We start from the raw sequence: 21,082 nt of genomic DNA, 5'->3' as shown, positions 1-21,082 counted from the left end.
AGTAATCCATCAGCAAGCCAGAGAGCCCCGCCAAGTGCGGGGCTTTCGCATTTCTGGAGCACAGAAAATTGACCGTATCGACGACCGATAACGTTGTGACGTACATCTCCGGCGGCCCGGCCTTCCCAATTCCCTACCGGTTCCTGCAGAACTCTGACATTGAAGCTGTCTTGGTAAAGCAGGATGGTTCATCGGAAACCCTCATGCAGGGAACTCAGTACGCACTGGCCGGCGAGGGCAGCCAAAGTGGCGGCACCCTGACATCGGCATATGCAGCAGGATTCCTTGCTACGCCAGGCGCAAGCTTGACGATCTCCAGGGTCATGGATGCAGTGCAGCCAACGGACCTGCGAAACCAAGGACGGTACTTCGCGGAGACCCACGAAAACGTCTTTGACCGCTTGACGATGTTGATCCAACAAGGGTTTTCGATCCTGAAGCGTGCACTGCTCCGGCCAGTCGGCAAGAATTACTACGATGCGGAAGGTCGTCGCATCGCCAATGTTGCCGATCCGTCCGAGCAACAGGACGCTGTAACCAAGCAGCACATGGAAGTGTATGTGGGTTCGTTGATCGGCGCCGGAACCGGTCCAATTAATCTGGCCTCGAATGTTCTTTACATCGATCCGAATGGAATCACCCGAACGGTTCAAGGCATGTCCGGCTCTGGGTCTGCCACCAGTGGCGCAGGCCTAATTGGTTATGGAGATGCCAACGCATATGCTCCAAACACCGTTGGGGGAAAAGTAAAAAGTCTGCAGGCTGTGGTTGAATCGCCGTCTTCATCTGACCTGTTGGTTCATTCCCAGCTTGGCCAGTTCGCTGGTTCAACCATTGGGCGCGCAATTCGAGAAGCAAATTACGAACGTTACAGCACGCTAAACGAGATCAATAGCTGGCTTGCCAACAGCGGCGCGATAAAAGGGCATAAGGTCAACATTCTCGGTGATTCGATCGCATTTGGAGCGGGGGCTGGTACAACCTTTGGAAACTCCATCCCAGAAAATGCTTGGGTTCGAATCCTGGGGAATGCTCTGAACGAGAAGTACGGGATCTTTTCCTACGGATTTGTTACTCCTTACACCACCAACGGGACAGGTACTGAAATACATACGGTTAGCATGACCGGAACCTGGACCGAGCTGTTTGACGCAGCGGCCGGGCATACGCCGGCAGGGTATGCAAGAGAGTCAACTCAAGCTAACGCCACGCTTGGATTCAACCAAAGCGTAGAGTCTTCTCACTTTAAAATTTGGTATGACGGCAGTGTAACTGGGTCGTTTGAGATCTCAATCAACGGCGGCGCAACCATTGTTGACACCATTACCACTACCGGCATAGGTGTCGGACTTGAGGTGTCGAGCACCTATGCATGCTCACCACTTGCAGCTGGTAACACAAACTATCGCGTCCGTGTTATCAGTGGCACCGTCCGCATCACAGGCATTTCCTACCTGAACGATTCGACAGGCCTTGAATTCCAACTGAACAACTTCAGTCGCGACGGGCGCGCAGGGCGTTACGTCGCAGAAAACGTCATCAAGGAAATGTGCCGCGGCTGCCGAGCGCTGATTTGGGCGCTCGCAGCAAATGACAGGAGCGCTAGCGGTGCCGCTCTGCTCGACTACAAGCAGCGCATCGACTGGCTAATCCAGTATGCAAACCAGTACGGCACGCGGCTGATCATCCCGGACTTCCTGTTCATCAACGCCGACAACAACGCTATACGGCAAGAGCTGATGCGCCTGGCGCTCAATGTTCCGAACTCAACCTACATCCCATTCCCCAACATGCTGCATATAAACGGAACGGTACAGCCTGCCGCCTACATCACGACAACGATCAACTTTACCTACGACGACGTGCACCTGAGTCAAAGCATCGGTCATAGGACCGTGGCTGCAGCCATCGGAGAAACGCTCGGAGTAAAAGCTAGTAAGCTTGACAACGTGACCAACAATGCGCGATGGCGCCCGCTAAACCTGTCGGCCGCTAGTAACCAGACCCTGACTTACGCCGGCATCAGCAAATATCGCTTCTATGCCAAAGGCATGGACCTGCTCCTCAACATAAATCCGGTTGTGTCTGGAACCCTGGTGGCTACAGTCCCAGGAATCCCTGGCAATCTTCTGGGTAGACAATACAGATCAATGCCTGATGCAACCGGAAAGACCATGCTCGTTAACATTTCGGCAAGTGGCGCTATAACTGTGTTTACTGATGCTGGCTCATCTGGGGTGCCAACAGTGGTCTCGCTACAAGTGCGCGTCCCTCTAGTGAGGGTAGCTGGCTTCGCTTGAAACCGGATCTGTCTAGGATGGAAGCATCAGGACCTGACGCTTTGGGTTGGGCGCATGGTTGCCCCAACCCCGATTCGAACATCTTTGGGCGCCAATGGAAAATCGGTGGTCATTCGAATCAGATTAAGTAGTACGCCGCCGCTACAATGGCGGCGACTGAGCAAACCACCAAGATGAATTTTACGTGATAACCAGGGGGGAGGGCTTTGCCTTCTGGGTGGTCATTGAACATCAGGCTCAACTCATCTTCGCTCATACCTTTCCTGCTCACGCTTCAGCTCCTTTTATGAAATACATTCCCTGCAAGACGGTTAAGCAGTCGCTATTGCAGTTTCTAATGATATGTAAGAATTTTCGCACGAATTGGAATATGGATCCACAAAGGGGCGGAAATCCTGTCATCGTGGCGCTTTGGGATCACCTGCCATCTGCCCAATTCAAGAGCCCGCCCAGTGCGGGCTTTTTTATTTCTGGAGAAAAGTGAATGACGATCACCGAGCAGCAGTTGCTGCAGATCATGCCCAAAGCCCGTCCAGTTGCGGGCTTTTTTTTACCCGCGCTAAACCGGGCCATGGCTAGATTCAAGATCGATAGCCGGGTTCGCCAAGCTGCATTTCTTGCCCAGGCTGGGCATGAGTCGGGCCAGTTGCGCAACCTGGTGGAGAATCTGAACTATAGCGCCGAAGCATTGGTGCGTACCTGGCCCAGCCGGTTCACCACGGAGTCGGCGGCCGCCTGCGCACGGCAACCGGAGAAGATCGCCAACACCGTCTACAGCGGTCGCATGGGAAACACTCGTCTTGGGGACGGTTGGCGGTACCGTGGACGCGGCTTGATTCAGCTCACTGGTCGGGCGAACTACGCCTCCGCCGGAGTCGGCCTGGCCCTGCCGCTGGAGGATCAGCCAGAACTACTCGAGCAGCCGGAGCATGCCGCGATGTCCGCTGCTTGGTGGTGGGTGAAGCATGGGCTGAACGAACTGGCCGACGCCGGTCGCTTTCAGGACATCGGCAGCGTGATCAACACCGGTAAGCCTGGTCGGGTGCCACATGGTGCTGCTGAGCGCAAGGCGTTGTACGACCGAGCGATGGAGGTGCTGGTGTGATTGCTCGCGGCTGGTTGGCACTGGCTTGCGCCGCGCTGCTGGTGGCCATTGCCTGTTTTTCCACATGGAAAGTGCAGGGCTGGCGCTATGAAAAGCAATTGGCTGAGCAGTCCAGCTTGCACCAGCAGGACCTGGCGACGATCGCCAATGCCGCGGCAACGCAATCGCGGTTGGCGCTGGAGAAGCAGCAGGCCGCCGAGCAGGCGCTTCACGACCTCGACACCATAACCACCAAGGAAAAGACCGATGCGCTCAATGAGAATAACCGCCTGCGCCGCGCTGTTGCTGATGGGGATCGCCGGTTGCGGATCGCGGGAAGTTGTCGTGCCGGTGGCGGCGACGTGCCCGGCACCACCAGCGCCTCCGGCTTGGGTGATGCAGGAGCCGTCGAACTCACTCAAGCTGCTGGACGATCTGTTCTCGATATCCGGGCCGGGATCATTGCCGACCAAGCAGCCTTGAGGGCGGCACAGGCCTACATCAGGACGGTGTGTCAGCCTGGTTTGTGATCAGGTTAGCCCATTCCTGCATCATCTCCCGACGCTGGTCCAGGTACGTCGCATGGTTGTAGATGTCGCGGATTACGCTGGTGTCCGCGTGGGCCAGCTGGCGCTCAACCCAGTCGCGGTTGTAGCCGCGTCCGTTCATCTCGGTGGAGAACATGTGACGAAAGCCGTGTGGCGACTGCTTGCCAAGTAGGCCGCACATGTCCATCACACGCTGGGCGTAATTGATGCCAATCGGCTTTGTCGAGTCACCACGCTTGGGGAACACGTAGCGCAGGTGTCCAGATATCGGGAGCATTGACTTGAGTAGTTCTACGGCCTGATCTGGCAGCGGTACTACGTGGTCTCGGCGCATCTTCATCTTGGCGGCCGGAGTGGTCCAGGTCTTTTCCTCAAGGTCGACTTCCGACCACTCGGCATTCCTTACTTCGCCTGGGCGCGATGTGGTGTAGATCATCAGTAGGGTGGCGGAACGGATCTGGTGGCCAGTCTCGCAGCTCATGATTGCTTTCATGATGTTTGGCATTTCGCTGAAATCGAGAAACGGCCGGTGGCTATGCTGGTCGATCTTCGCGGTGACCGTGTGCATTTCTGACGTCGGGTCCACATCCATCAAGCCGATGGCGATGGCGTAGCGAAACACCTGGCTAATCCACTGGCGTCCCTTCACAGCCTGGGTGACCGCCCCGCGCTTCTCGATGCTGCGAATTAGACTGATGACTTCAGCGCGCTTAATAGCGTCGATCTGTTTGTCGCCGAATGCCGGGAGAGCGTCCAGTTCCATGGCATTGGATATCACCCTGAGCGTCCCGGCCGAGATGCTTCCCTTCCTGAACTCAATCCATTCCTCATAGACCCGGCGAAAGGTCCTTCCTTGGGCCTCGATCCGGCCTGCCTTCTTTTCCTTCCTCGATTCGCGCGGGTCAATTCCCTGCGCCACCTCTTCGCGCGCATCGTCACGACGCGCACGTGCATCTTTCAAACCAACATCCGGGTAAGTCCCGAACGATATCCGCGCCTGCTTGCCCAGCCAGGTGAACCGGAAGTGCCAGCTTTTGACACCGCTGGGAGCTATATAAAGGAAGAGACCGAGAGAGTCGGCAATGGTGTACGCCTTGTCCTTCGGTTTTGCCTGCCTGGCAGCGGTGTCCGTGAGGGCCACTAGTACATTCTCCTACTTAAAATTCTCGATGTACTGAATGATGTACTAGCTGTAGTGCATTGGGAAGGTGTTGCGTGATACGAGGTGATACGCCTAGCTGGCCGTATTCCATGGGGTAGAGCGCTTCGTGATATCGCTCGATTTCAGGCAGGAGCCAACCGTGAACTCTTTGAAAATTTCCACGATGTCTCAACTCTGAAAGCCAATGCTGGTGAGCAGTTTACCAGCATGGCCGTTACAGCGGTTGCAGTTGCATGTGCAGCTTGCCGGTTTCTACCAACTCCAGCAGTTCGTCACCCAGACGTTGGCTTTCTGCGATCGCCTTGTGCCAGTAACGCTGACGGCTGCCTGCATCACCCATAAAGCGCTTGAAGTCGCTGCGGTCTGGCAGTTTGCCGTAGGGCAGGCCCGCCAGGTACTGGCTTGAGGGGGCTACCAGCAGCACATTGCGAAGATGTTGGGTATTAGCGCGTCGCCAGGGCAGGGCTTTGTCGAACCAGCCAGGGATCACCTTATCGGTGAAGTGTGGGTAGAGCACAATGTCGTCGCCCTGATACGGCAAGTCCAGGTGATAGTCGAGCAAGCCGCCATCTCGGTAAGTGCCTTGGCCAACCCCCGGTATATCGCGTACGCCCTCCATCACCATCGGAATGGAACCCGACGCCAGCAAGGCATGGCGCAGATTGCTCACATCCAACGGCAGGCACCGTGATGGGAAGTCTGTGAGTGGCTGCAGCGGTGGGTTGCTTCGCGCATCGTGGAGGATGATGCGCTCGAAGTGGCGGGCTAGCCGTGCACGTCCAACCAGGTTGTCGGCGATTACCGAAGACAGGCCGATCCCCAGACGTGCGCGATGATCATCTGCCAGCAATCCGTGGCTTTTCACCACCATGATGTTCAAGCGGTAATCGGGACTTTCAAGTATCTGTGCGTCGCGGCCTTGCAGCAGTTCATCGAGCATGCGCTGGCAACTGCGGCTGACTTCGGCCTGGGTTACGCCTTTGGCGAAGTCCTGCTCGGTATACAGCTGGCCAAGGCGTTGCAACGCTTCGGCGGGGTTGGGCAGGCAGGCACTGGCAAAGCGCCAGGAGCCAATCGACGCGCCAATCAACGCCCGTTCACGCGGCGCGCCGGGCAACCAGTGGCCGAACAGCGCCAGGTCCAGGCCCTGAATACCGAGGGCTTTGGGGCCGCCCGCAGCGCCCGGAAGCACGCCCACATCGGCAGCCTGCAATCCACGTTCGCGGATACGCTTGAAGGCATGGTTGCCGGCCTTGAGGGTCAGGGCCGGGTACTTGATATGAATGGCGCTCATACGGGCCTCGCTGTCTGGAACGGCGCATTATAAAGAACCGCTTTCCAGTTGTGGGCCAGGGGTGCGCTATCATGTCGCCAGTTAATTTCAGCTTCAATTAAGTTCGGTTGGTTACTCTAGGCCTCGTAGAAACACTTTCATCTCAACGGAGAGACCTTATGAAAACTTTGACTGCCCTGTTCGCCACCGCTGCCCTTGCCCTGAGCGCTAACGTTGCGCTGGCTAAAGATATTCCAACCAGCGACGTGGTTAAGCTGGTTCAGGCCAAGACCATCATGTCGCTGGACGACCTGAACGCCAAGGCCTTGGCCAAGCACCCTGGTGCCACCATCAAAGATTCCGAGCTGGAAGATGTCTACGGCCGCTATGTCTACAAAGTCGAGCTGCGTGATGCCCAGAACGTTGAATGGGATGTGGATCTGGACGCCAAAACCGGTGAAGTCCTGAAGGACGCGCAGGACACCTGATGAGCGTTCCCCTGCGAGCAGTAAGCCTTTCGCTCGTTGCGCTGGTGGTGTTCTGCATTCAGGCTTCGGCCCGCGATCTGGATCAGGACGAAGCCCTGCAGCTGCGGCAGCAGGGCATCATCCTGCCACTGGAGAAACTGCTTGACGACGCCCTGGGCCGCTATCCCGGGGCGAAGTTGTTGGAAGCGGAGCTGGAGCACAAGCATGGGCGCTACGAGTATGAAGTCGAGTTGTTGACCCCTGAAGGCGTGGTGCGTGAGATCAAACTTGATGCATCCAATGGAATGTTGCTCAAAGATGAGGAAGATGACTGATGCGTCTGTTGCTGGTCGAAGATAACGTGCCGTTGGCCGATGAGCTGACGCAAGGTCTGCAGCGTCAGGGCTATGCGGTCGATTGGCTAGCCGACGGTCGTGACGCGGTCTATCAGGGTAGTAGTGAGCCCTATGACCTGATCATTCTTGACCTGGGCCTGCCAGGGTTACCGGGGCTGGAAGTGCTAGCTCAGTGGCGAGCCTCTGGTCTGGCGACACCGGTGCTGATTCTTACTGCGCGCAGCTCTTGGGCGGAGCGCATCGAGGGCCTCAAGGCCGGTGCCGACGATTACCTGAGCAAGCCCTTTCATCCGGAAGAGCTGATGCTACGGGTGCAGGCCTTACTGCGCCGCGCTCGCGGCCTGGCCAACCAGCCGACCCTGGAAGCCGCCGGCCTGCAGCTGGATGAGGGGCGCCAGTGCGTGACTCGCGACGGTGTCGATGTGCAACTGACGGCCGCCGAGTTTCGCCTGTTGCGCTACTTCATGCTTCACCCACAGCAGATTCTGTCCAAGAGCCACCTGGCTGAACACCTGTATGACGGAGAAACCGAGCGCGATTCCAACGTCCTCGAAGTTCACGTCAATCACTTGCGCCGCAAACTCGGGCGCAGTGTCATCGAAACGCACCGCGGCCAGGGTTATCGTTATGCCGGGAGTGCCGAGTGAAGTCGATTCAGGCGCGTTTGAGTCTCGGTTTGATAGCGGTCTTGGTGCTGGTAGGCGTAGCACTGGCGCAGTTGAGCTTGTGGTTGTTCGAAGTGGGCTTGCAGCGTTATCTGGAAACGGGGCTGCGCAAGGAAAGCGAGAACCTGCTGATCGCGCTGGTGCGCGGGCAATCTGGTCTTGAGCTGGATGAGCGACGAATTTCGTCGGCCTACCAGCGGCCGTTCTCCGGTTACTATTTTCGCATTGATTTCGACGGCGGCAGTTGGCGTTCACGTTCATTGTGGGATCTGGAAATGCCAACGCCGGCTACCAGCGGCTTGCACACCGACCTGGAACTAGGCCCGGAAAACCAGCAACTGTTGGTGCTGCGCAGCGATTACCGGCGTTTCGGTCAGTCGATCGCCATCAGCGTTGCCCAGGATTACACCCCGGTACGCGATCAATTCCGGCGCATGCAGCAAATCGGCTTGGGGCTGGGACTGGTTGCCTTGATACTGGTACTGGTGCTGCAACGCATCACGGTCAAGCGCTCGCTGCGCCCGCTTGAGCGCGTGCGCGAGCAGATCGCTCAGTTGCAGCAAGGCAAGCGTTCGCAACTCGACACTCAGGTACCGAGTGAACTCGAACCTCTGGTTGCCCAGATCAACCACCTGTTGGCTCACACCGAAGACAGCCTGCGCCGCTCACGCAATGCCTTGGGCAACCTGGGGCATGCACTGAAGACGCCGTTGGCCGTACTGCTTAGCCTGGCCGCCAGCGAGCAGCTCAAAGGTGCGCCACAGGTGCGTGTGCAACTGCGTGAGCAACTGCAACAGATTCAGCAGCGCTTGAGCCGTGAACTCAATCGCGCGCGCTTGGCGGGGGACGCCCTGCCGGGCGCGCAATTCGATTGTGATGCCGAGTTGCCCGGGCTGTTTTCGACCTTGAGCATGATCCATGGTGAAGGCCTGCACTTGAGTCAGCAGGTGCCCGCGGGGCTGTTGTTGCCCTGGGACCGTGAGGATTTGCTCGAACTGCTGGGCAACCTGTTGGACAACGCCTGCAAATGGGCCGACAGCGAAGTGCGGTTGAGTATCGAGGCGCTGCCCGAGCATTATCGGCTGGACATCGATGATGATGGCCCGGGCATTCCCCTTGGCAACCGTCAGCACGTGCTTGAGCGTGGTACCCGGCTGGATGAACAGGTGGATGGCCACGGCTTGGGCTTGGGCATCGTGCGTGACATCGTTGAAGTCTGGGGCGGGCAATTGGCGCTGCTGGACAGCCCTCTGGGAGGGTTGCGGGTCAGTATCGAGTTGCCACGTCGGCAGGACAGCGAGCGCTGACCAATGAAGATTGGCCATTACGATCTCTTTTTGGCCAACCTCACACTGTAAGTGGATAAAACCCTCAGCAAGAATCAGGTGGCCAATCTCAGGGGAATTATCCATGGTCACACTGAAACGTATGCTTGCTGTCAGCGCCGGAGCTCTGACACTGTTGGCCGGCGCTGTGCATGCTGAAGTGCGCGAGTTGAGGGTGTACAACTGGGCAGACTACATGCTGCCGTCGGTGCCCAAGGACTTTGCCGCGCAATCGGGTATCAAGGTGACCTGGGACACCTTCGACACCAACGAGTCACTGGAAGCCAAATTGCTCACCGGCAACTCCGGTTACGACCTGGTAGTTCCTTCGAATCAGTTCCTCGACACCCAGATCAAGGCCGGCGTGTTTCAGAAGCTGGACAAGAGCAAGCTGCCCAATTGGAGCCATCAAGACCCCGCACTGCTCAAGTTGCTCGACAAGAACGACCCCGGCAACCAGTACGGTGTGCCCTACATGTACGGTACCGTGCTGATCGGCTTCAACCCGGCCAAGGTCAAGGCGGCGTTGGGCGAGCAGGCGCCGGTAGACAGTTGGGATCTGGTGTTCAAGCCGGAGAACATGGAGAAGCTCAAGTCCTGTGGTGTGGCGATGCTCGATTCGCCTTCGGAAATCCTGCCGCTGGCCTTGCATTACCTCGGCCTCGATCCGAACAGCCAGAACCCTGATGACTACGAAAAAGCCAAGGCGCTGATGCTGAAGGTGCGCCCCTATGTCACCTACTTCAACTCGGCCAAATACATGACTGACATTGCCAACGGTGACATCTGCGTCGCAATTGGCTACTCGGGCAGCTTCTACCAGTTTGGCAATCGTGCCAAAGAGGCGGGTAATGGTGTGGTGGTCGATTGGCGTTTGCCGAAAGAGGGCGCGCCGATCTGGTTCGATACCTTCGCGATCCCGAAAAGCGCGAAGAACGTCGCTGAAGCCCATGAGTTCCTCAACAACCTGATGGAGCCGAAAGTCATTGCGCCCATCAGCGATTTTCTCGGCTACCCCAACGCCAACAAAGATTCGTTAGCGCTGATCAACCCAGAAATCACTGGCAACCCGAACCTCACCCCGACTCAGGATGCGCTGGCGAAGCTGTACGTGGTGCAGCCATTGCCACAGAAGCTTGAACGTGTGCGCACTCGCGTCTGGACCAGCATCAAGTCGGACAAGTAATACCCGCTTGGCTTACACCAGGGTCAGGCTCAGCATCACTGGCAGTGTCAGCGCTGCCAGTAGCGTCTGCAAGGCGATGATATTAGCCATCAGCGGCGCATTGCCGCCCATTTGCCGGGCCATTACATAGGATGACGACGCGGTGGGCAGGGCCTGGAACAGCAGGGCAATGATCGCTGCCTGACCACTGAGGCCGAGTGCCCGGCAGACGCCAAAGGTGGTCAGCGGCAGTACCAGGAACTTGAACACCGAAGCCATCAGCAACGGCCGAGGGCTGAGCCCTTGGGCGCTGCTACCCAGCGCTGCGCCGACACACAGCAAACCCAGCGGCAAGGCGGCCTGACCGAGCGCCTTAAGAGTCGGCTCGATACCGGCAGGCAACCCAATACCACTCAGGCGCAAGCTGATACCCAACGCGCAACCGACAATCAGCGGATTGCTGCAGATCGCTTTGAGCACCGCGCGAGCCGAACTGCGCGTGCCGCTGTAACGGGCGAAGACCAACACACACAGCACATTCACAGTGGGTACGATGGCCGCATTGGCCACCGCCGCCAGGGCAATGCCACCGCTGCCATAGATCCCAGCGGCCAGCGTCGCACCAATGTAGTTGTTGAAGCGTATACCGCCCTGAAATACCGAAGTGAAACTGGCATCGTCGCTGGCAGCGAAGCCCTTGCACAGCACAATCACCAGCGCACCGATCAAGGTCGAAAGCAGCAGGACTGCCACCATGTCGAACACCGGCAGGCCGGTCAGGTCAGCGGTGGCTAGACCATGCATGAACAGTGCAGGCAGCAACACGAAGTAGCTCAGGCGTTCGGCCGCCGGCCAGAAGTGCTCGCCAAGAAAACCCAGCAGACGAAGGCCGCGGCCCAAGGCAATCAGCAAGGCGATGGGCACGATAGTGGCGAGGATCAAACTCAGCATCAGGCAATTTCCCTATGAGGCACTACTCCCTGGCAGGAGATGACTCAGGCTAGCCCGTAGCATTGAAAGAAAAAAACGCTGAATTCTCAATCGACTGTTGAGAAAAACTTCACAGTTGATTCAGTGCAGCGGTCAATGCCGCCGTCAGGTGACGGCGACGGCTGTTGGCATGCTCAAGCAGACCGACATAGCGCACCCGCTGCGGCTCGCCAAAAGGCAGCAGGGTTACCGCTGGCAAACGCTGCAGGTCTTCATCTGCCAGCGGCACGATGGCCACCCCCAGGCCCATCGAGGCCATGTGCGTCAGCGCTTGCTGGCTGTCCAGTTCCATCTGCTCGCTGACGGCAAGCTGTTGCTTGCGCAGTTCCTGTTCAATGATGCGTCCGGCCCAGGCGCGTTTGTCGAAGCGCAGGAAGGGCTGGCTGGCAAGCAACTCCCGCAGGCTCAAGTGGGCATAGGCAGGCCCCGCTACAGCCCAGAAGCGGTTCGTGTAAAGCGGCGTAAAGTTCAGGTTCGCCGGGTAGGGCGGTACGGGCTCGGTGGTGATCGCCGCATCCAGTTCGCCGTCTTCAACGCGGCGGGCAAGCTCGGCCGACATGCCGGAGAGCACACTGATATGCAGGTGCGGGTGTTCAGCCTTGATCTGCACCAGTGCCGCGGGCAAGCGCCCGGCGAGCGCAGTTTGAATCGCACCGATCTTGATGCGTCCGCGCAGGCCCGGGCCGCTGACCAGCGCATCAGCCATGTCATCGTAAGCGGCCAGAATGCCTTCGGCGCGCTCAACCGCCAGATGCCCGGCTGGGGTCAGGCTGACTTGGCGCCGGCTACGGTCGAACAGGCTGACCTGCAGTTCTTCTTCAAGGCTGCGAATATGCAGGCTGACGGCAGAAGGTGTCAGGCTCAAGACATCCGCCGCTCGGGCAAAGCTGCCGTGACGGGCGATGGTCACCAGGGTGCGCAGGGCTTTGAGCGACAAACGCAGGCTCCGATTGTGGTGGGAAGACGGCGTTCATGATGGCGTTGATCAACGCTGATTGAAAGCACCCGACTTCGGCTGGCCATACGCCTGGGTAATCCGGTCGATCACCATTGCCAGTGCGACGATCGCCAGGCCAGCTTCAACGCCTTTGCCAACGTTGAGCGTCTGAATGCCTGCCAGTACATCTTCGCCCAGGCCGCGTGCGCCGATCATCGAGGCCACCACTACCATCGACAAGGCCATCATCACCGACTGATTGAGCCCGGCCATGATGCTGGGCATCGCCAATGGCAGCATCACCCGGCGCAAGCGTTGCCAGCGCCCGGCGCCCAGCCCTTGTGCGGCCTGGGTCAGGGACGGGTCGATCTGCGACAAACCCAGTTCGGTCAGGCGGATCAAAGGTGGTAGCGCATAGATCAAAGTAGCGAAAATCGCCGGGACTTTGCCCAGGCCAAATAGCATCAACACCGGGATCAGGTAGACGAAGCTCGGCAGGGTCTGCATGACGTCGAGCACTGGCATCATCAGTTGCCGCGCCCGAGGGCGGCTGGCCAGCAGGATGCCGATGGGTACGCCGATGAGGATGCACAGTGCGGTGCTCACCAGCACCAGTGCACAGGTTTGCAGGAGTTTGTCCCACAACCCGATCACGCCAATCAGAAACAGCAGGCCGGTCAGCACCAGCGCCCGGACGATGCTGCGGCTGGCATGCCAGGTGAGCACGGCGACAATCAGCAGCAACAGCCACCAGGGCGTAGCACGCAACAGGTTTTCCAGGCCGACCAGCAGTTGCAGCAAGCCATCGGAAACCCCGCGTAACTGATCACCGTAAGCCAGCACCAGCCAGTCGACAAACCGGTTAACCGCATCCGCGAAGGAAAAATGCAGCGCCTGTGGAAAGCCTTCACTCACAGGCTGGCCTCGACGCGTTTGCCGACCTCAGCGGGCAGCCAGGCTTTCCAGATATCCGGGTGATCACGCATGAAGCGTTGCGCGGCGGCCTTGGCGGGCTCGCGGGTTTCGCTCATCTGCGCCAGGGCCTTGTTCAAAGTCTCGATCGGCAGGTCGACCCGGGTAAACACCTCGACCAGCTCAGGATAGTGCTGACGAAACGCGGCGGAAACGCCGATCGACAGTTTCGCCGGCAGTGAGCGGCTGCCTTGCGGGTTGGGGTTGCTGGCGTCGGTGAGGGTGTTCCAGGCCTGTTGATTGAAGGGCGGTTCTTCCAGGCGAGTCAGGGCGAAGCGGCCCATCAATGGGGTCGGTGACCAGTAGTAGAACAGCACTGGTTTGCCGCGGCGGATCGCCGAGGTGATTTCAGCATCCAGGGCCGCGCCGGAGCCGCTGCGAAAATTGACGTAGTCCTGGTCCAGGCCATAGGCCTTGAGTTTTTGGCTATTGACCGTCTCAGAGGTCCAGCCGCTGGGGCTGTTGAGGAAGCGGCCTTTGTCGGGTGCTTCTGCGTCGGCGAACACCGATTTGTACTGCTTCAAGTCACTCACAGCGCGCAGCTCGGGGGCCAGCGCCTGGATGTCGCGAGCCGCATCACCCTTGATCACATAGGTCGGGACATACCAGCCCTCATCGGCATTTTTCACCGTGTCGCCAAGCGCGAACACCTGACCGGCCTGCTCGGCCTTGATCCAGGCTGGGCTGCGGCCTGCCCATTCTTCGGCGATCACCTGAATGTCGTTACGCGCCAGCGCCACTTCCATGCTCACGGTGCTGCCGGGGAGGGTGTCGGTGGGGTAGCCGTAACCCTTCTCGACGATCAGGCGCAGGATTTCGGTGGTCAATGCCCCGCTTTCCCAGGTGATGTCGCCAAAGTGGATGGGCGTGCGCTGATCGGCAGCGGCGGCGGTGTTACTCGCCAGACTCAGGGCCAGCAGCAGGCCAGCCAGCAGGGTCGGGATGTTCTTCATCGGCGCCTCGTCGTTGGCGGGTGTACAGATTCGGGCAAGTGTAGACGACGAGGGGGAGGCAATGCAGCAGGGGAGGCTGCGCTAGCCGATCCTGGGCGCTGGCAGAGGCCGCGCGCCCAGGAAATGAGCAGTGAAAGGAAGGGGCTTCAGACGCGGAACTGATCCATCAAGCCTTGCTGCTGGTTGGCCAGGCTGTTGAGCGACTGGCTGACGCGGGCCGACTCGTTGGCCTGGCCAGACAGCGATTCGGTCACATCACGAATGGTCGCCACGTTGTTGTTGATCTCCTCGGCTACGGCGCTTTGCTCTTCGGCGGCGCTGGCGATCTGCAGGTTCATGTCGCTGATCACCGTGACCGCATCGCCGATCTGCTGCAGGGCGGTAACCGCCTGGCCAACTTGATCGACGCTGCCCTGGGCCTGACGATGGCTGCTGTCCATGGCGCCAACCACCTCACGGGTGCCGGCCTGCAGTTCTTCGATGACCTGTCGGGTTTCCTCCACCGACTCCTGAGTGCGGCGCGCGAGGTTGCGCACCTCATCGGCAACCACCGCAAAACCGCGGCCGGCTTCACCGGCGCGGGCCGCTTCAATGGCCGCGTTGAGTGCCAGCAGGTTGGTTTGCTCGGCGATCGAGCGGATGACTTCCAGTACCGAGCCGATTTTCTCGCTGTTCTCGGCCAGGCCTTCAACCTGCGCCATGGCCGTGCTCATGTCTGCCGCCAAGGTGTCGATGCTGGTGGTGGTGCGGTCGATGACGGCCAGCCCCTGACGTGTTGCCTGATCGGCTTCACGGGCGGCCTGAGCGGCTTGTGCGGCGCTACGAGCGACGTCTTGCGCGGTGGCGCTCATTTCATGCGACGCGGTGGCAACCTGATCGACCTGGCGGTATTGCTGTTCCATGCCGGCGCTGGTCTGGCTGGCGATGGCTGAAGACTGGTCGGCGGTGTCGCGCGCGGCCTGCACCGAGCGCTTGACCTCGGCAATGGTCGGTTGCAGCTTGTCGAGGAAGCGGTTGAACCAGCCGGCCAACTCGCCCAGCTCGTCGCGTTTGTCGTAGTTCAGGCGGCGGGTCAGGTCGCCTTCACCGCTGGCGATGTCTTTGAGCATCGCCGCGACACCGAGGATCGGCCGGGTGACGCTGCGTGCCATCAGCCAGATCAGCAGCAAGCCAACGATGGCTGCCACGGCGCCGAGCACCAGCTCAATCAATGTGCCGCTGGTATTGCTGCGGTCGAGTTCCTGCTTGAGCGTTTCGGCCGGGGCGGTCAGGGCGCTTTCCGGTACATCGAGCAGCACCCCCCATGACTTGCCACCAGGGATCGGCGCGAAGGAGGCCAGCACTTTCAGGCGCTCCTTATGATGGATGCTGTGCAGCGGTGTGCTGTCGGCCAGCAGGCGAACCAGTTCCGCACCTTTCTCGGTGTCGATCTGGTCAATGCGTTGCGCCAGCTTGTTGGCGTCCGGGCTGTAGCCGGCCAGCAGGCCAACCGGGCTGAGAATGCTGACCTGGGTCTGGCCCTGGTAGAGGTTGCGGCTGGCTTGCTGACTCATGGCCTGCAGGCTGTTGAGGTTGATGTCGATCGACAGGGTGGCAATCACCTTGTCGCCGGCTTTCAGCGGAAACACGATGCTGGTCATCAGCACTTGCTGGCCGTCGATCTCGTAGAAGTAGGGTTCGATGACACAGGTTTTGCCGGTGGTGCGTGGGCACACCGACCAGGTATTGGCCGGCTCGCCGCTCGGGCCAATGCTGGTGTCGGCCATGTCTTTTTCCGGCAAGGCCATGGAGGTCAGCTGGCCGGGGGTCGGTTGTGACCAGTACAGGGCAAAGCGGCCGGTTTCGTTGCTACCCAGCTCTTCCTGGTTAACGAACAGCTCGTCTTTGTTGTCCAGCGCGTTGGGCTCGAACACCAGCGACAGCCCCAGCAGTTCGGGGTTGGCCTGCAGGGCGGCGCGTACCTGGCGGGTCAGGTCTTCGCGCAGGTCGAACGCATCGAGAAAGCGCTTTTCCGCCTGCTCACGCAGGAACAGCACCTGACGGGAGAACCCGGCGCCGTACTGATAGGCGTCCATGAATTGGCGACGAATGTTCAAGGCCTGGACTTCACCCTGGGACTCGATGCGCCCTTGGGCCGCTTCGGTGAGCATTTGCATGCTGCTGGTTTTCACCAGCTCCGAGCTGTGCTCCATGCGGTACAGCGAAAGGCCCACCAGCAGGGTAACGATGCTGGCCAGGCACAAACCGGCCAGCAGGGTGATTTTCCACTGAATGGAAAGCTGTCTGAATGACATGGCGAAGTCCTATGATCCAAAAAAGATTGAGGCTGCCGACGTTATCGGCGGATTTGCCGCGTTCTTTATTCAAACAGTCAATTTAAATGCGTCGTTTTCGTTCATTCCTACGACGCTTGTTGCGCAATGCGCTTTGACAAGCGAAGGGGCCTGCTTCAGAGTGTGCGCCCTCCATAACAATACCTATCGCTCGGCCGCTGCTTTTAAGTAGTTTGTCGCCGGGTCGGTCGCTTTTTGTCTGGTTTCTAGAGGTCACAGGAATGAATGCAGTAATTGCCGCGGTCGGCATCATGCTGATCTTGAGTCTGTCCCGCGTGCATGTGGTGATTGCCTTGATCGTCGGTGCGTTGGCGGGCGGGCTGGTCGGTGGTCTGGGTATCGAAGGCACGCTCAAGGCCTTCAATGGTGGCCTGGGTGGTGGTGCCACGGTGGCCTTGTCGTACGCCTTGCTCGGTGCGTTTGCCGTGGCGATTGCCAAGTCGGGCATGGCTCATGCCCTGGCTGACCGTATTCTGGCGATGGTTGGCCAGCAGGGGCACGCCGATGGCGGTAAGGTCAAATGGCTGCTGATCGGTCTGCTGCTGGTAGTGGCCATTTCTTCGCAGAACATTCTGCCGATCCACATTGCCTTTATTCCGCTGCTGGTGCCGCCGCTGCTTTATGTGCTGACCAAGCTGCAGATCGACCGGCGTCTGGTGGCCTGTGTGATGACCTTCGGTTTGATAACGCCCTATATGTTCCTGCCGGTTGGTTTCGGCAACATCTTCCTCAATGAAATCCTGCTGGCCAACGTCAGCCGCAGCGGCGTGGATGTCAGTGGTGTCAACGTCACCCATGCCATGGCTATCCCGGCGGCGGGCATGCTGTTCGGCTTGCTGCTGGCGGTGTTTTTCAGCTACCGCAAAAAGCGCGTCTACGACCTGGAAAAAATCGAACAGGTCGAGCAGGTGGCGGTGCGCTACAACCCGTTGACCCTGCTGGTGGCCGGTGTTGCCATTGCCGCGGCATTCATCATTCAGCTGTGGCTCGACTCGATGATCATCGGGGCGATGGCCGGTTTCCTGATTTTCTCGGTGTCCGGCATCGTGCGCTGGAAAGAAACCGATGACCTGTTCACCGAAGGCATGAAGATGATGGCCATGATCGGCTTCATCATGATTGCCGCCTCCGGTTTTGCCGAAGTGATGAAGGCTACCGGCGAGGTCAAGAGCCTGGTGGAGACCTCGGCGCTCTGGATCGACCACAGCAAAGGCGTTGGCGCACTGCTGATGTTGCTGGTGGGCCTGCTGGTGACCATGGGTATCGGCTCGTCGTTCTCTACCGTGCCAATTCTTGCCGCGATCTTCGTGCCGCTGTGCGTACAGCTGGGTTTCGACCCGGTCGCCACCGTGTGCATCGTCGGTACTGCCGGGGCGCTGGGCGATGCCGGTTCGCCGGCTTCGGATTCAACCCTGGGCCCGACTTCGGGACTGAACGTGGACGGCCAGCATCACCACATCTGGGACACTGTGGTGCCGACCTTCATCCACTACAACTTGCCGTTGCTGGCGTTCGGCTGGCTGGCGGCGATGATGCTGTAGTGAGCAGGCTACGGGGTTGAGCGCAAGGCTCAGCCCCGTGCTGGCGCCGGTGAGATGCGGTTCAGCAGCATGCTGCCGTCGTTGTTGCGGGTCAGGTAAACCGGCAGCACCTTGGGCAGGTTACTGACCAGACGCTTGATCTGGTGAGTGTCGTAGACGCCACTGATACGAATGCTGCCGGTACTTTCGTCGGCCAGCATCAAGGGCTCATCCAGGTAACGGTTGATTTGCGGCAGGGCCTGGGCAAGGCTCAGGTTGTCGAGAATCAGTTTGCCATTGCGCCAGGCCAGGCTGGTGTCATGGGCGTAGGTCTGGTTCAGGCGGGGTTCGAAGTCACCGGCCTGATAGCTGGCCTGCATGCCAGGGCCGAGGCGGTAGCCACCATCGGCATCGCGGGCATCGCTGCTGACCAGCACCGAACCCTCGACCAGGGTCACTTTGACCTGATCTTCATACTTCCACACATTGAACTGGGTGCCGGTCACACGGGTTTGGCCCTGCGCGGCGTGGACGATGAACGGGTGCTGGCTGTCGTGCTGCACCTTGAAGAAGGCTTCGCCTTTGACCAGGGTGACCTTGCGCACATCTTTGTAGTTGGTGAAGCGCAATTCAGTGCCGAGGTTCAGTTCGACCTGACTGCCGTCGCGCAGCACCACATGGCTGATAGCGTCGCCGCTTTCCAGGTATTGGTAGCTGTTCGGCAACCAGCCTTGTTCCCAGCCAACCCAGGCCCCTGCAGGCAGGGCCAGCAAGGCGATTGCCGCTGCCGAGGCATAGTGGCGCCAGGCACTACGGCGGCGCTGGGGAAGCAGGATGACCTGACCGGGTGTGCTGCTGCGTGGCAAATGGTCGGCTGTTTGCCAGATGTCCAGCATGGCCTGATATTCCTGGGCATGGAGCGGGCTGGCGGCCAGCCATTGCTCAAATGCCTGACGCTCGGCGGCCGTGCAGTCTTCAGCTTGCAGGCGCAAGCACCACTGCGCGGCGGCATCGGTAATGGCATCGTAATCGTCGGCGCTGTTGCTGGTGTGGTTCATCTAGGCTCCCGGTTTTGCCTATTCTACCTCTGCAGGGTAGGCGGCGAGAACCCGAGATAATGGCGAATGACTATCATTTGTAGGATTTTTTACTATGAAAAGTCTTACAAAATCACCGAAATACCGCGTTACCCCGTCGCTGACGGGGTAAGCGCAGTAGCCTTTATCGACCATCGGCTGGCAGGTTGCCTTAGAACTGCTCAGCCGCCAGGCCGAACAGCGAGCTGCTACCGGCGCCAATGCTGGCTTGCAGCGACAGGGTGCGCGGCAGCAGGCGGGCAAAGTAGAAGGCGGCGGTGGCGCGCTTAGCCCCGTAGAATGCCGGATCTTGTGTGAGCTTCGCTTCGGCCACGCTGTCCATCCGCGCCCACATGTAGGCGTAGGCGACATAACCAAACAGCTGCAGGTATTCGACCGAGGCTGCGCCAACGGCGTTGGCATCGCTGGCGACCTGATCGCGCAGCCATTGGCTGGTGGTTTCCAGATCGCTGGTGGCTTTGAGCAGTGCCTCGCGATAAAGCGTTCCGCCTTCACAGAACTGACGAATCTCGGCAACGAATTCCGCCAGGGCCCTGCCGCCGTCTGCCACCACCTTGCGGCCCAACAGGTCGAGGGCCTGGATACCATTGGTGCCTTCATAGATTTGCGCGATGCGCACATCGCGCACCAACTGTTCCTGGCCCCATTCGCGGATATAGCCGTGACCGCCGAACACTTGCTGGCCGAGCACGCAGCTTTCCAGACCGGTGTCGGTGAAAAACGCCTTGGCCACCGGGGTCAACAGGGCCACTTGGCGCTGTGCGATGTCCCGTTCTTCGACGTGCTCGGCGTACTTGGCGATGTCCAGCTGTTGGCCGACGTAAGTGGCGAAGGCTCGGCCACCTTCGTTCAGCGCCCGCATGGTCAGCAACATGCGGCGTACATCGGGGTGAACGATAATCGGGTCGGCAATCCGCTCACGCGCCTGCGCACCAGTGGCAGCTCGGCTTTGCAGACGATCCTGGGCATAGCGGGCGGCGTTCTGATAAGACGCTTCGGCGCAGCCGATGCCCTGAATTCCGATCGACAGGCGTTCGTAGTTCATCATCGTGAACATCGCCGCCAGACCGCGATTCGCTTCGCCAATCAGGTAACCCGTGGCACCGTCGAAGTTCATCACACAGGTGGCCGAAGCCTTGATCCCCATTTTGTGTTCGAGTGAGCCGCAGTGTGCCGGGTTACGCGCACCGAGGCTGCCGTCGGCATTGAGCAGAAACTTGGGCACCAGAAACAGCGAGATACCCTTGGGCCCGGCAGGGGCATCGGGCAGTTTGGCCAACACCAGATGGATGATGTTTTCGGTCAGGTCCTGTTCGCCACCGGTAATGAAGATCTTCGTGCCGCTGATACGGTAGCTGCCATCGGCGCTGGGTTCGGCCTTGGTGCGAATGATCCCAAGGTCAGTACCGGCATGCGGTTCGGTCAGGCACATGGTGCCCGCCCACTGACCGCTGTACAGCGGCGGCAGGTAGGTGGCCTTGAGGGCATCGCTGGCATGGGCATCCAGCGCCAGGCAGCAACCAGCGCTGAGTGCCGAGTAGAGGCTGAAGCTACAGTTGGCGGCGTAAAGCATTTCCTCGAACTGCACGGCGAGCATTTTCGGCATGCCCAAACCCCCCAGTTCAGGGTTGCCAGCCAGCCCGACCCAACCGCCTTCGCGGTAGGTTTGCCAGGCCTGGGCAAAACCGTCCGGGGTGCGCACCTGGCCGTTGTCGAAGGTCACGCCCTGTTCATCGCCGCTGCGGTTGAGCGGGGCAATCAACTGGCCGGTAATTTTTGCCGCTTCTTCCAGAATGGCCTCGGCCATGTCGGCGTCTACCCGCTCGGCCAGAGCCGGCAGGCGCGCCCACAGGGCAGGGCCCTGAAAGACTTCGTGCAGAACAAAGCGCATGTCGCGCAGCGGAGCGTTGAATTCAGGCATACAGGGTCTCGCTA

19 protein-coding genes are annotated in these 21,082 nt (G+C 59.5%); 9 read left to right on the top strand and 10 right to left on the bottom strand.

The features are described from left to right. Positions 1-68: 68 nt before the first annotated feature. Positions 69-2,300: a hypothetical protein gene (locus ACP6KB_RS17980; protein WP_442108687.1), complete on the top strand. Its 2,232-nt coding sequence runs from the start codon at positions 69-71 to the stop codon at positions 2,298-2,300. A gap of 118 nt (positions 2,301-2,418) precedes the next feature. Here ACP6KB_RS17980 and ACP6KB_RS17975 read toward each other — a convergent pair whose 3' ends face one another. Beyond that, the gene (locus tag ACP6KB_RS17975) at positions 2,419-2,556 is read right to left on the bottom strand and encodes a hypothetical protein (RefSeq protein WP_442108686.1); all 138 of its coding nucleotides are present in this window, start codon (positions 2,554-2,556) and stop codon (positions 2,419-2,421) included. Positions 2,557-2,784: 228 nt separating this feature from the next. Between ACP6KB_RS17975 and ACP6KB_RS17970 the strand changes: the two genes are divergently transcribed. Beyond that, a complete protein-coding gene (locus ACP6KB_RS17970; protein ID WP_442108685.1) occupies positions 2,785-3,405 on the top strand; it encodes a glycoside hydrolase family 19 protein in 621 nt (206 codons plus the stop codon). Continuing rightward, positions 3,402-3,914: a lysis protein gene (locus tag ACP6KB_RS17965; protein WP_442108684.1), complete on the top strand. Its 513-nt coding sequence runs from the start codon at positions 3,402-3,404 to the stop codon at positions 3,912-3,914. The genes ACP6KB_RS17970 and ACP6KB_RS17965 overlap by 4 nt, the downstream gene beginning before the upstream one ends. Here the strand turns inward: ACP6KB_RS17965 and ACP6KB_RS17960 are convergent. Continuing rightward, a complete protein-coding gene (locus tag ACP6KB_RS17960) occupies positions 3,886-5,073 on the bottom strand; it encodes a tyrosine-type recombinase/integrase (RefSeq protein WP_442108683.1) in 1,188 nt (395 codons plus the stop codon). The genes ACP6KB_RS17965 and ACP6KB_RS17960 overlap by 29 nt on opposite strands. 235 nt (positions 5,074-5,308) lie before the next feature. Beyond that, on the bottom strand, positions 5,309-6,388 hold the full coding sequence (locus ACP6KB_RS17955; protein ID WP_442108682.1) for a patatin-like phospholipase family protein: 1,080 nt from the start codon (positions 6,386-6,388) through the stop codon (positions 5,309-5,311). 158 nt (positions 6,389-6,546) lie between these two features. On the opposite strand from ACP6KB_RS17955, the gene ACP6KB_RS17950 reads away from it, so the two are divergent. The 5 genes from ACP6KB_RS17950 (at position 6,547) to ACP6KB_RS17930 (ending at position 10,366) form a co-directional block, all read left to right on the top strand. Next, positions 6,547-6,855: a PepSY domain-containing protein gene (locus ACP6KB_RS17950; protein ID WP_130264005.1), complete on the top strand. Its 309-nt coding sequence runs from the start codon at positions 6,547-6,549 to the stop codon at positions 6,853-6,855. Further along, on the top strand, positions 6,855-7,169 hold the full coding sequence (locus ACP6KB_RS17945; protein ID WP_442108681.1) for a PepSY domain-containing protein: 315 nt from the start codon (positions 6,855-6,857) through the stop codon (positions 7,167-7,169). The genes ACP6KB_RS17950 and ACP6KB_RS17945 overlap by 1 nt, the downstream gene beginning before the upstream one ends. Further along, a complete protein-coding gene (locus ACP6KB_RS17940; protein ID WP_442108680.1) occupies positions 7,169-7,837 on the top strand; it encodes a response regulator transcription factor in 669 nt (222 codons plus the stop codon). Before ACP6KB_RS17945 ends, ACP6KB_RS17940 begins: the two co-directional genes overlap by 1 nt. Further along, positions 7,834-9,162 carry a sensor histidine kinase gene (locus tag ACP6KB_RS17935; protein ID WP_442108679.1) on the top strand — a complete coding sequence of 443 codons (1,329 nt, stop codon included), beginning with the start codon at positions 7,834-7,836 and terminating at the stop codon, positions 9,160-9,162. The genes ACP6KB_RS17940 and ACP6KB_RS17935 overlap by 4 nt, the downstream gene beginning before the upstream one ends. 103 nt (positions 9,163-9,265) lie before the next feature. Then, a complete protein-coding gene (locus tag ACP6KB_RS17930; RefSeq protein WP_442108678.1) occupies positions 9,266-10,366 on the top strand; it encodes a polyamine ABC transporter substrate-binding protein in 1,101 nt (366 codons plus the stop codon). A gap of 12 nt (positions 10,367-10,378) precedes the next feature. On the opposite strand, the gene ACP6KB_RS17925 is transcribed toward ACP6KB_RS17930, so the two are convergent. The 5 genes from ACP6KB_RS17925 to ACP6KB_RS17905 form a co-directional block, all read right to left on the bottom strand. Continuing rightward, positions 10,379-11,296 carry an AEC family transporter gene (locus ACP6KB_RS17925; protein WP_442108676.1) on the bottom strand — a complete coding sequence of 306 codons (918 nt, stop codon included), beginning with the start codon at positions 11,294-11,296 and terminating at the stop codon, positions 10,379-10,381. 109 nt (positions 11,297-11,405) lie between these two features. Continuing rightward, on the bottom strand, positions 11,406-12,272 hold the full coding sequence (locus ACP6KB_RS17920) for a LysR family transcriptional regulator (protein ID WP_442108674.1): 867 nt from the start codon (positions 12,270-12,272) through the stop codon (positions 11,406-11,408). A 48-nt stretch (positions 12,273-12,320) separates the two neighbouring features. Beyond that, a complete protein-coding gene (locus ACP6KB_RS17915) occupies positions 12,321-13,187 on the bottom strand; it encodes an ABC transporter permease (RefSeq protein WP_442108670.1) in 867 nt (288 codons plus the stop codon). Next, entirely contained in the window at positions 13,184-14,197 is a 1,014-nt protein-coding gene (locus tag ACP6KB_RS17910) for an ABC transporter substrate-binding protein (RefSeq protein ID WP_442108668.1), read from the bottom strand. Before ACP6KB_RS17910 ends, ACP6KB_RS17915 begins: the two co-directional genes overlap by 4 nt. A gap of 146 nt (positions 14,198-14,343) precedes the next feature. After that, positions 14,344-16,491, bottom strand: a complete 2,148-nt coding sequence (locus ACP6KB_RS17905; RefSeq protein ID WP_442108666.1) for a methyl-accepting chemotaxis protein — start codon at positions 16,489-16,491, stop codon at positions 14,344-14,346. Between the two features lie 260 nt (positions 16,492-16,751). Here ACP6KB_RS17905 and ACP6KB_RS17900 point away from each other — a divergent pair, with 260 nt between their 5' ends. Further along, a complete protein-coding gene (locus tag ACP6KB_RS17900; protein ID WP_442108664.1) occupies positions 16,752-18,071 on the top strand; it encodes a Na+/H+ antiporter family protein in 1,320 nt (439 codons plus the stop codon). Between the two features lie 29 nt (positions 18,072-18,100). On the opposite strand, the gene ACP6KB_RS17895 is transcribed toward ACP6KB_RS17900, so the two are convergent. Further along, a complete protein-coding gene (locus ACP6KB_RS17895; RefSeq protein ID WP_442108662.1) occupies positions 18,101-19,108 on the bottom strand; it encodes a FecR family protein in 1,008 nt (335 codons plus the stop codon). Positions 19,109-19,298: 190 nt separating this feature from the next. Beyond that, entirely contained in the window at positions 19,299-21,068 is a 1,770-nt protein-coding gene (locus ACP6KB_RS17890) for an acyl-CoA dehydrogenase C-terminal domain-containing protein (RefSeq protein ID WP_442108660.1), read from the bottom strand. Positions 21,069-21,082: the final 14 nt, after the last annotated feature.

It is taken from the genome of Pseudomonas sp. NUPR-001 (genome assembly GCF_052147955.1).
Lineage (GTDB): Bacteria > Pseudomonadota > Gammaproteobacteria > Pseudomonadales > Pseudomonadaceae > Aquipseudomonas.
This window is presented reverse-complemented; position numbering and strand designations above follow the sequence as displayed.

What these genes read in the sequence shown, in the direction of transcription:
- ACP6KB_RS17975 (WP_442108686.1), bottom strand. Translation starts at nt 2,556, where the DNA reads ATGAGCGAAGATGAGTTGAGCCTGATGTTCAATGACCACCCAGAAGGC.
- ACP6KB_RS17970 (WP_442108685.1), top strand. Translation starts at nt 2,785, where the DNA reads ATGACGATCACCGAGCAGCAGTTGCTGCAGATCATGCCCAAAGCCCGT.
- ACP6KB_RS17955 (WP_442108682.1), bottom strand. Translation starts at nt 6,388, where the DNA reads ATGAGCGCCATTCATATCAAGTACCCGGCCCTGACCCTCAAGGCCGGC.
- ACP6KB_RS17950 (WP_130264005.1), top strand. Translation starts at nt 6,547, where the DNA reads ATGAAAACTTTGACTGCCCTGTTCGCCACCGCTGCCCTTGCCCTGAGC.
- ACP6KB_RS17945 (WP_442108681.1), top strand. Translation starts at nt 6,855, where the DNA reads ATGAGCGTTCCCCTGCGAGCAGTAAGCCTTTCGCTCGTTGCGCTGGTG.
- ACP6KB_RS17940 (WP_442108680.1), top strand. Translation starts at nt 7,169, where the DNA reads ATGCGTCTGTTGCTGGTCGAAGATAACGTGCCGTTGGCCGATGAGCTG.
- ACP6KB_RS17930 (WP_442108678.1), top strand. Translation starts at nt 9,266, where the DNA reads ATGGTCACACTGAAACGTATGCTTGCTGTCAGCGCCGGAGCTCTGACA.
- ACP6KB_RS17925 (WP_442108676.1), bottom strand. Translation starts at nt 11,296, where the DNA reads ATGCTGAGTTTGATCCTCGCCACTATCGTGCCCATCGCCTTGCTGATT.
- ACP6KB_RS17910 (WP_442108668.1), bottom strand. Translation starts at nt 14,197, where the DNA reads ATGAAGAACATCCCGACCCTGCTGGCTGGCCTGCTGCTGGCCCTGAGT.
- ACP6KB_RS17905 (WP_442108666.1), bottom strand. Translation starts at nt 16,491, where the DNA reads ATGTCATTCAGACAGCTTTCCATTCAGTGGAAAATCACCCTGCTGGCC.
- ACP6KB_RS17900 (WP_442108664.1), top strand. Translation starts at nt 16,752, where the DNA reads ATGAATGCAGTAATTGCCGCGGTCGGCATCATGCTGATCTTGAGTCTG.
- ACP6KB_RS17895 (WP_442108662.1), bottom strand. Translation starts at nt 19,108, where the DNA reads ATGAACCACACCAGCAACAGCGCCGACGATTACGATGCCATTACCGAT.
- ACP6KB_RS17890 (WP_442108660.1), bottom strand. Translation starts at nt 21,068, where the DNA reads ATGCCTGAATTCAACGCTCCGCTGCGCGACATGCGCTTTGTTCTGCAC.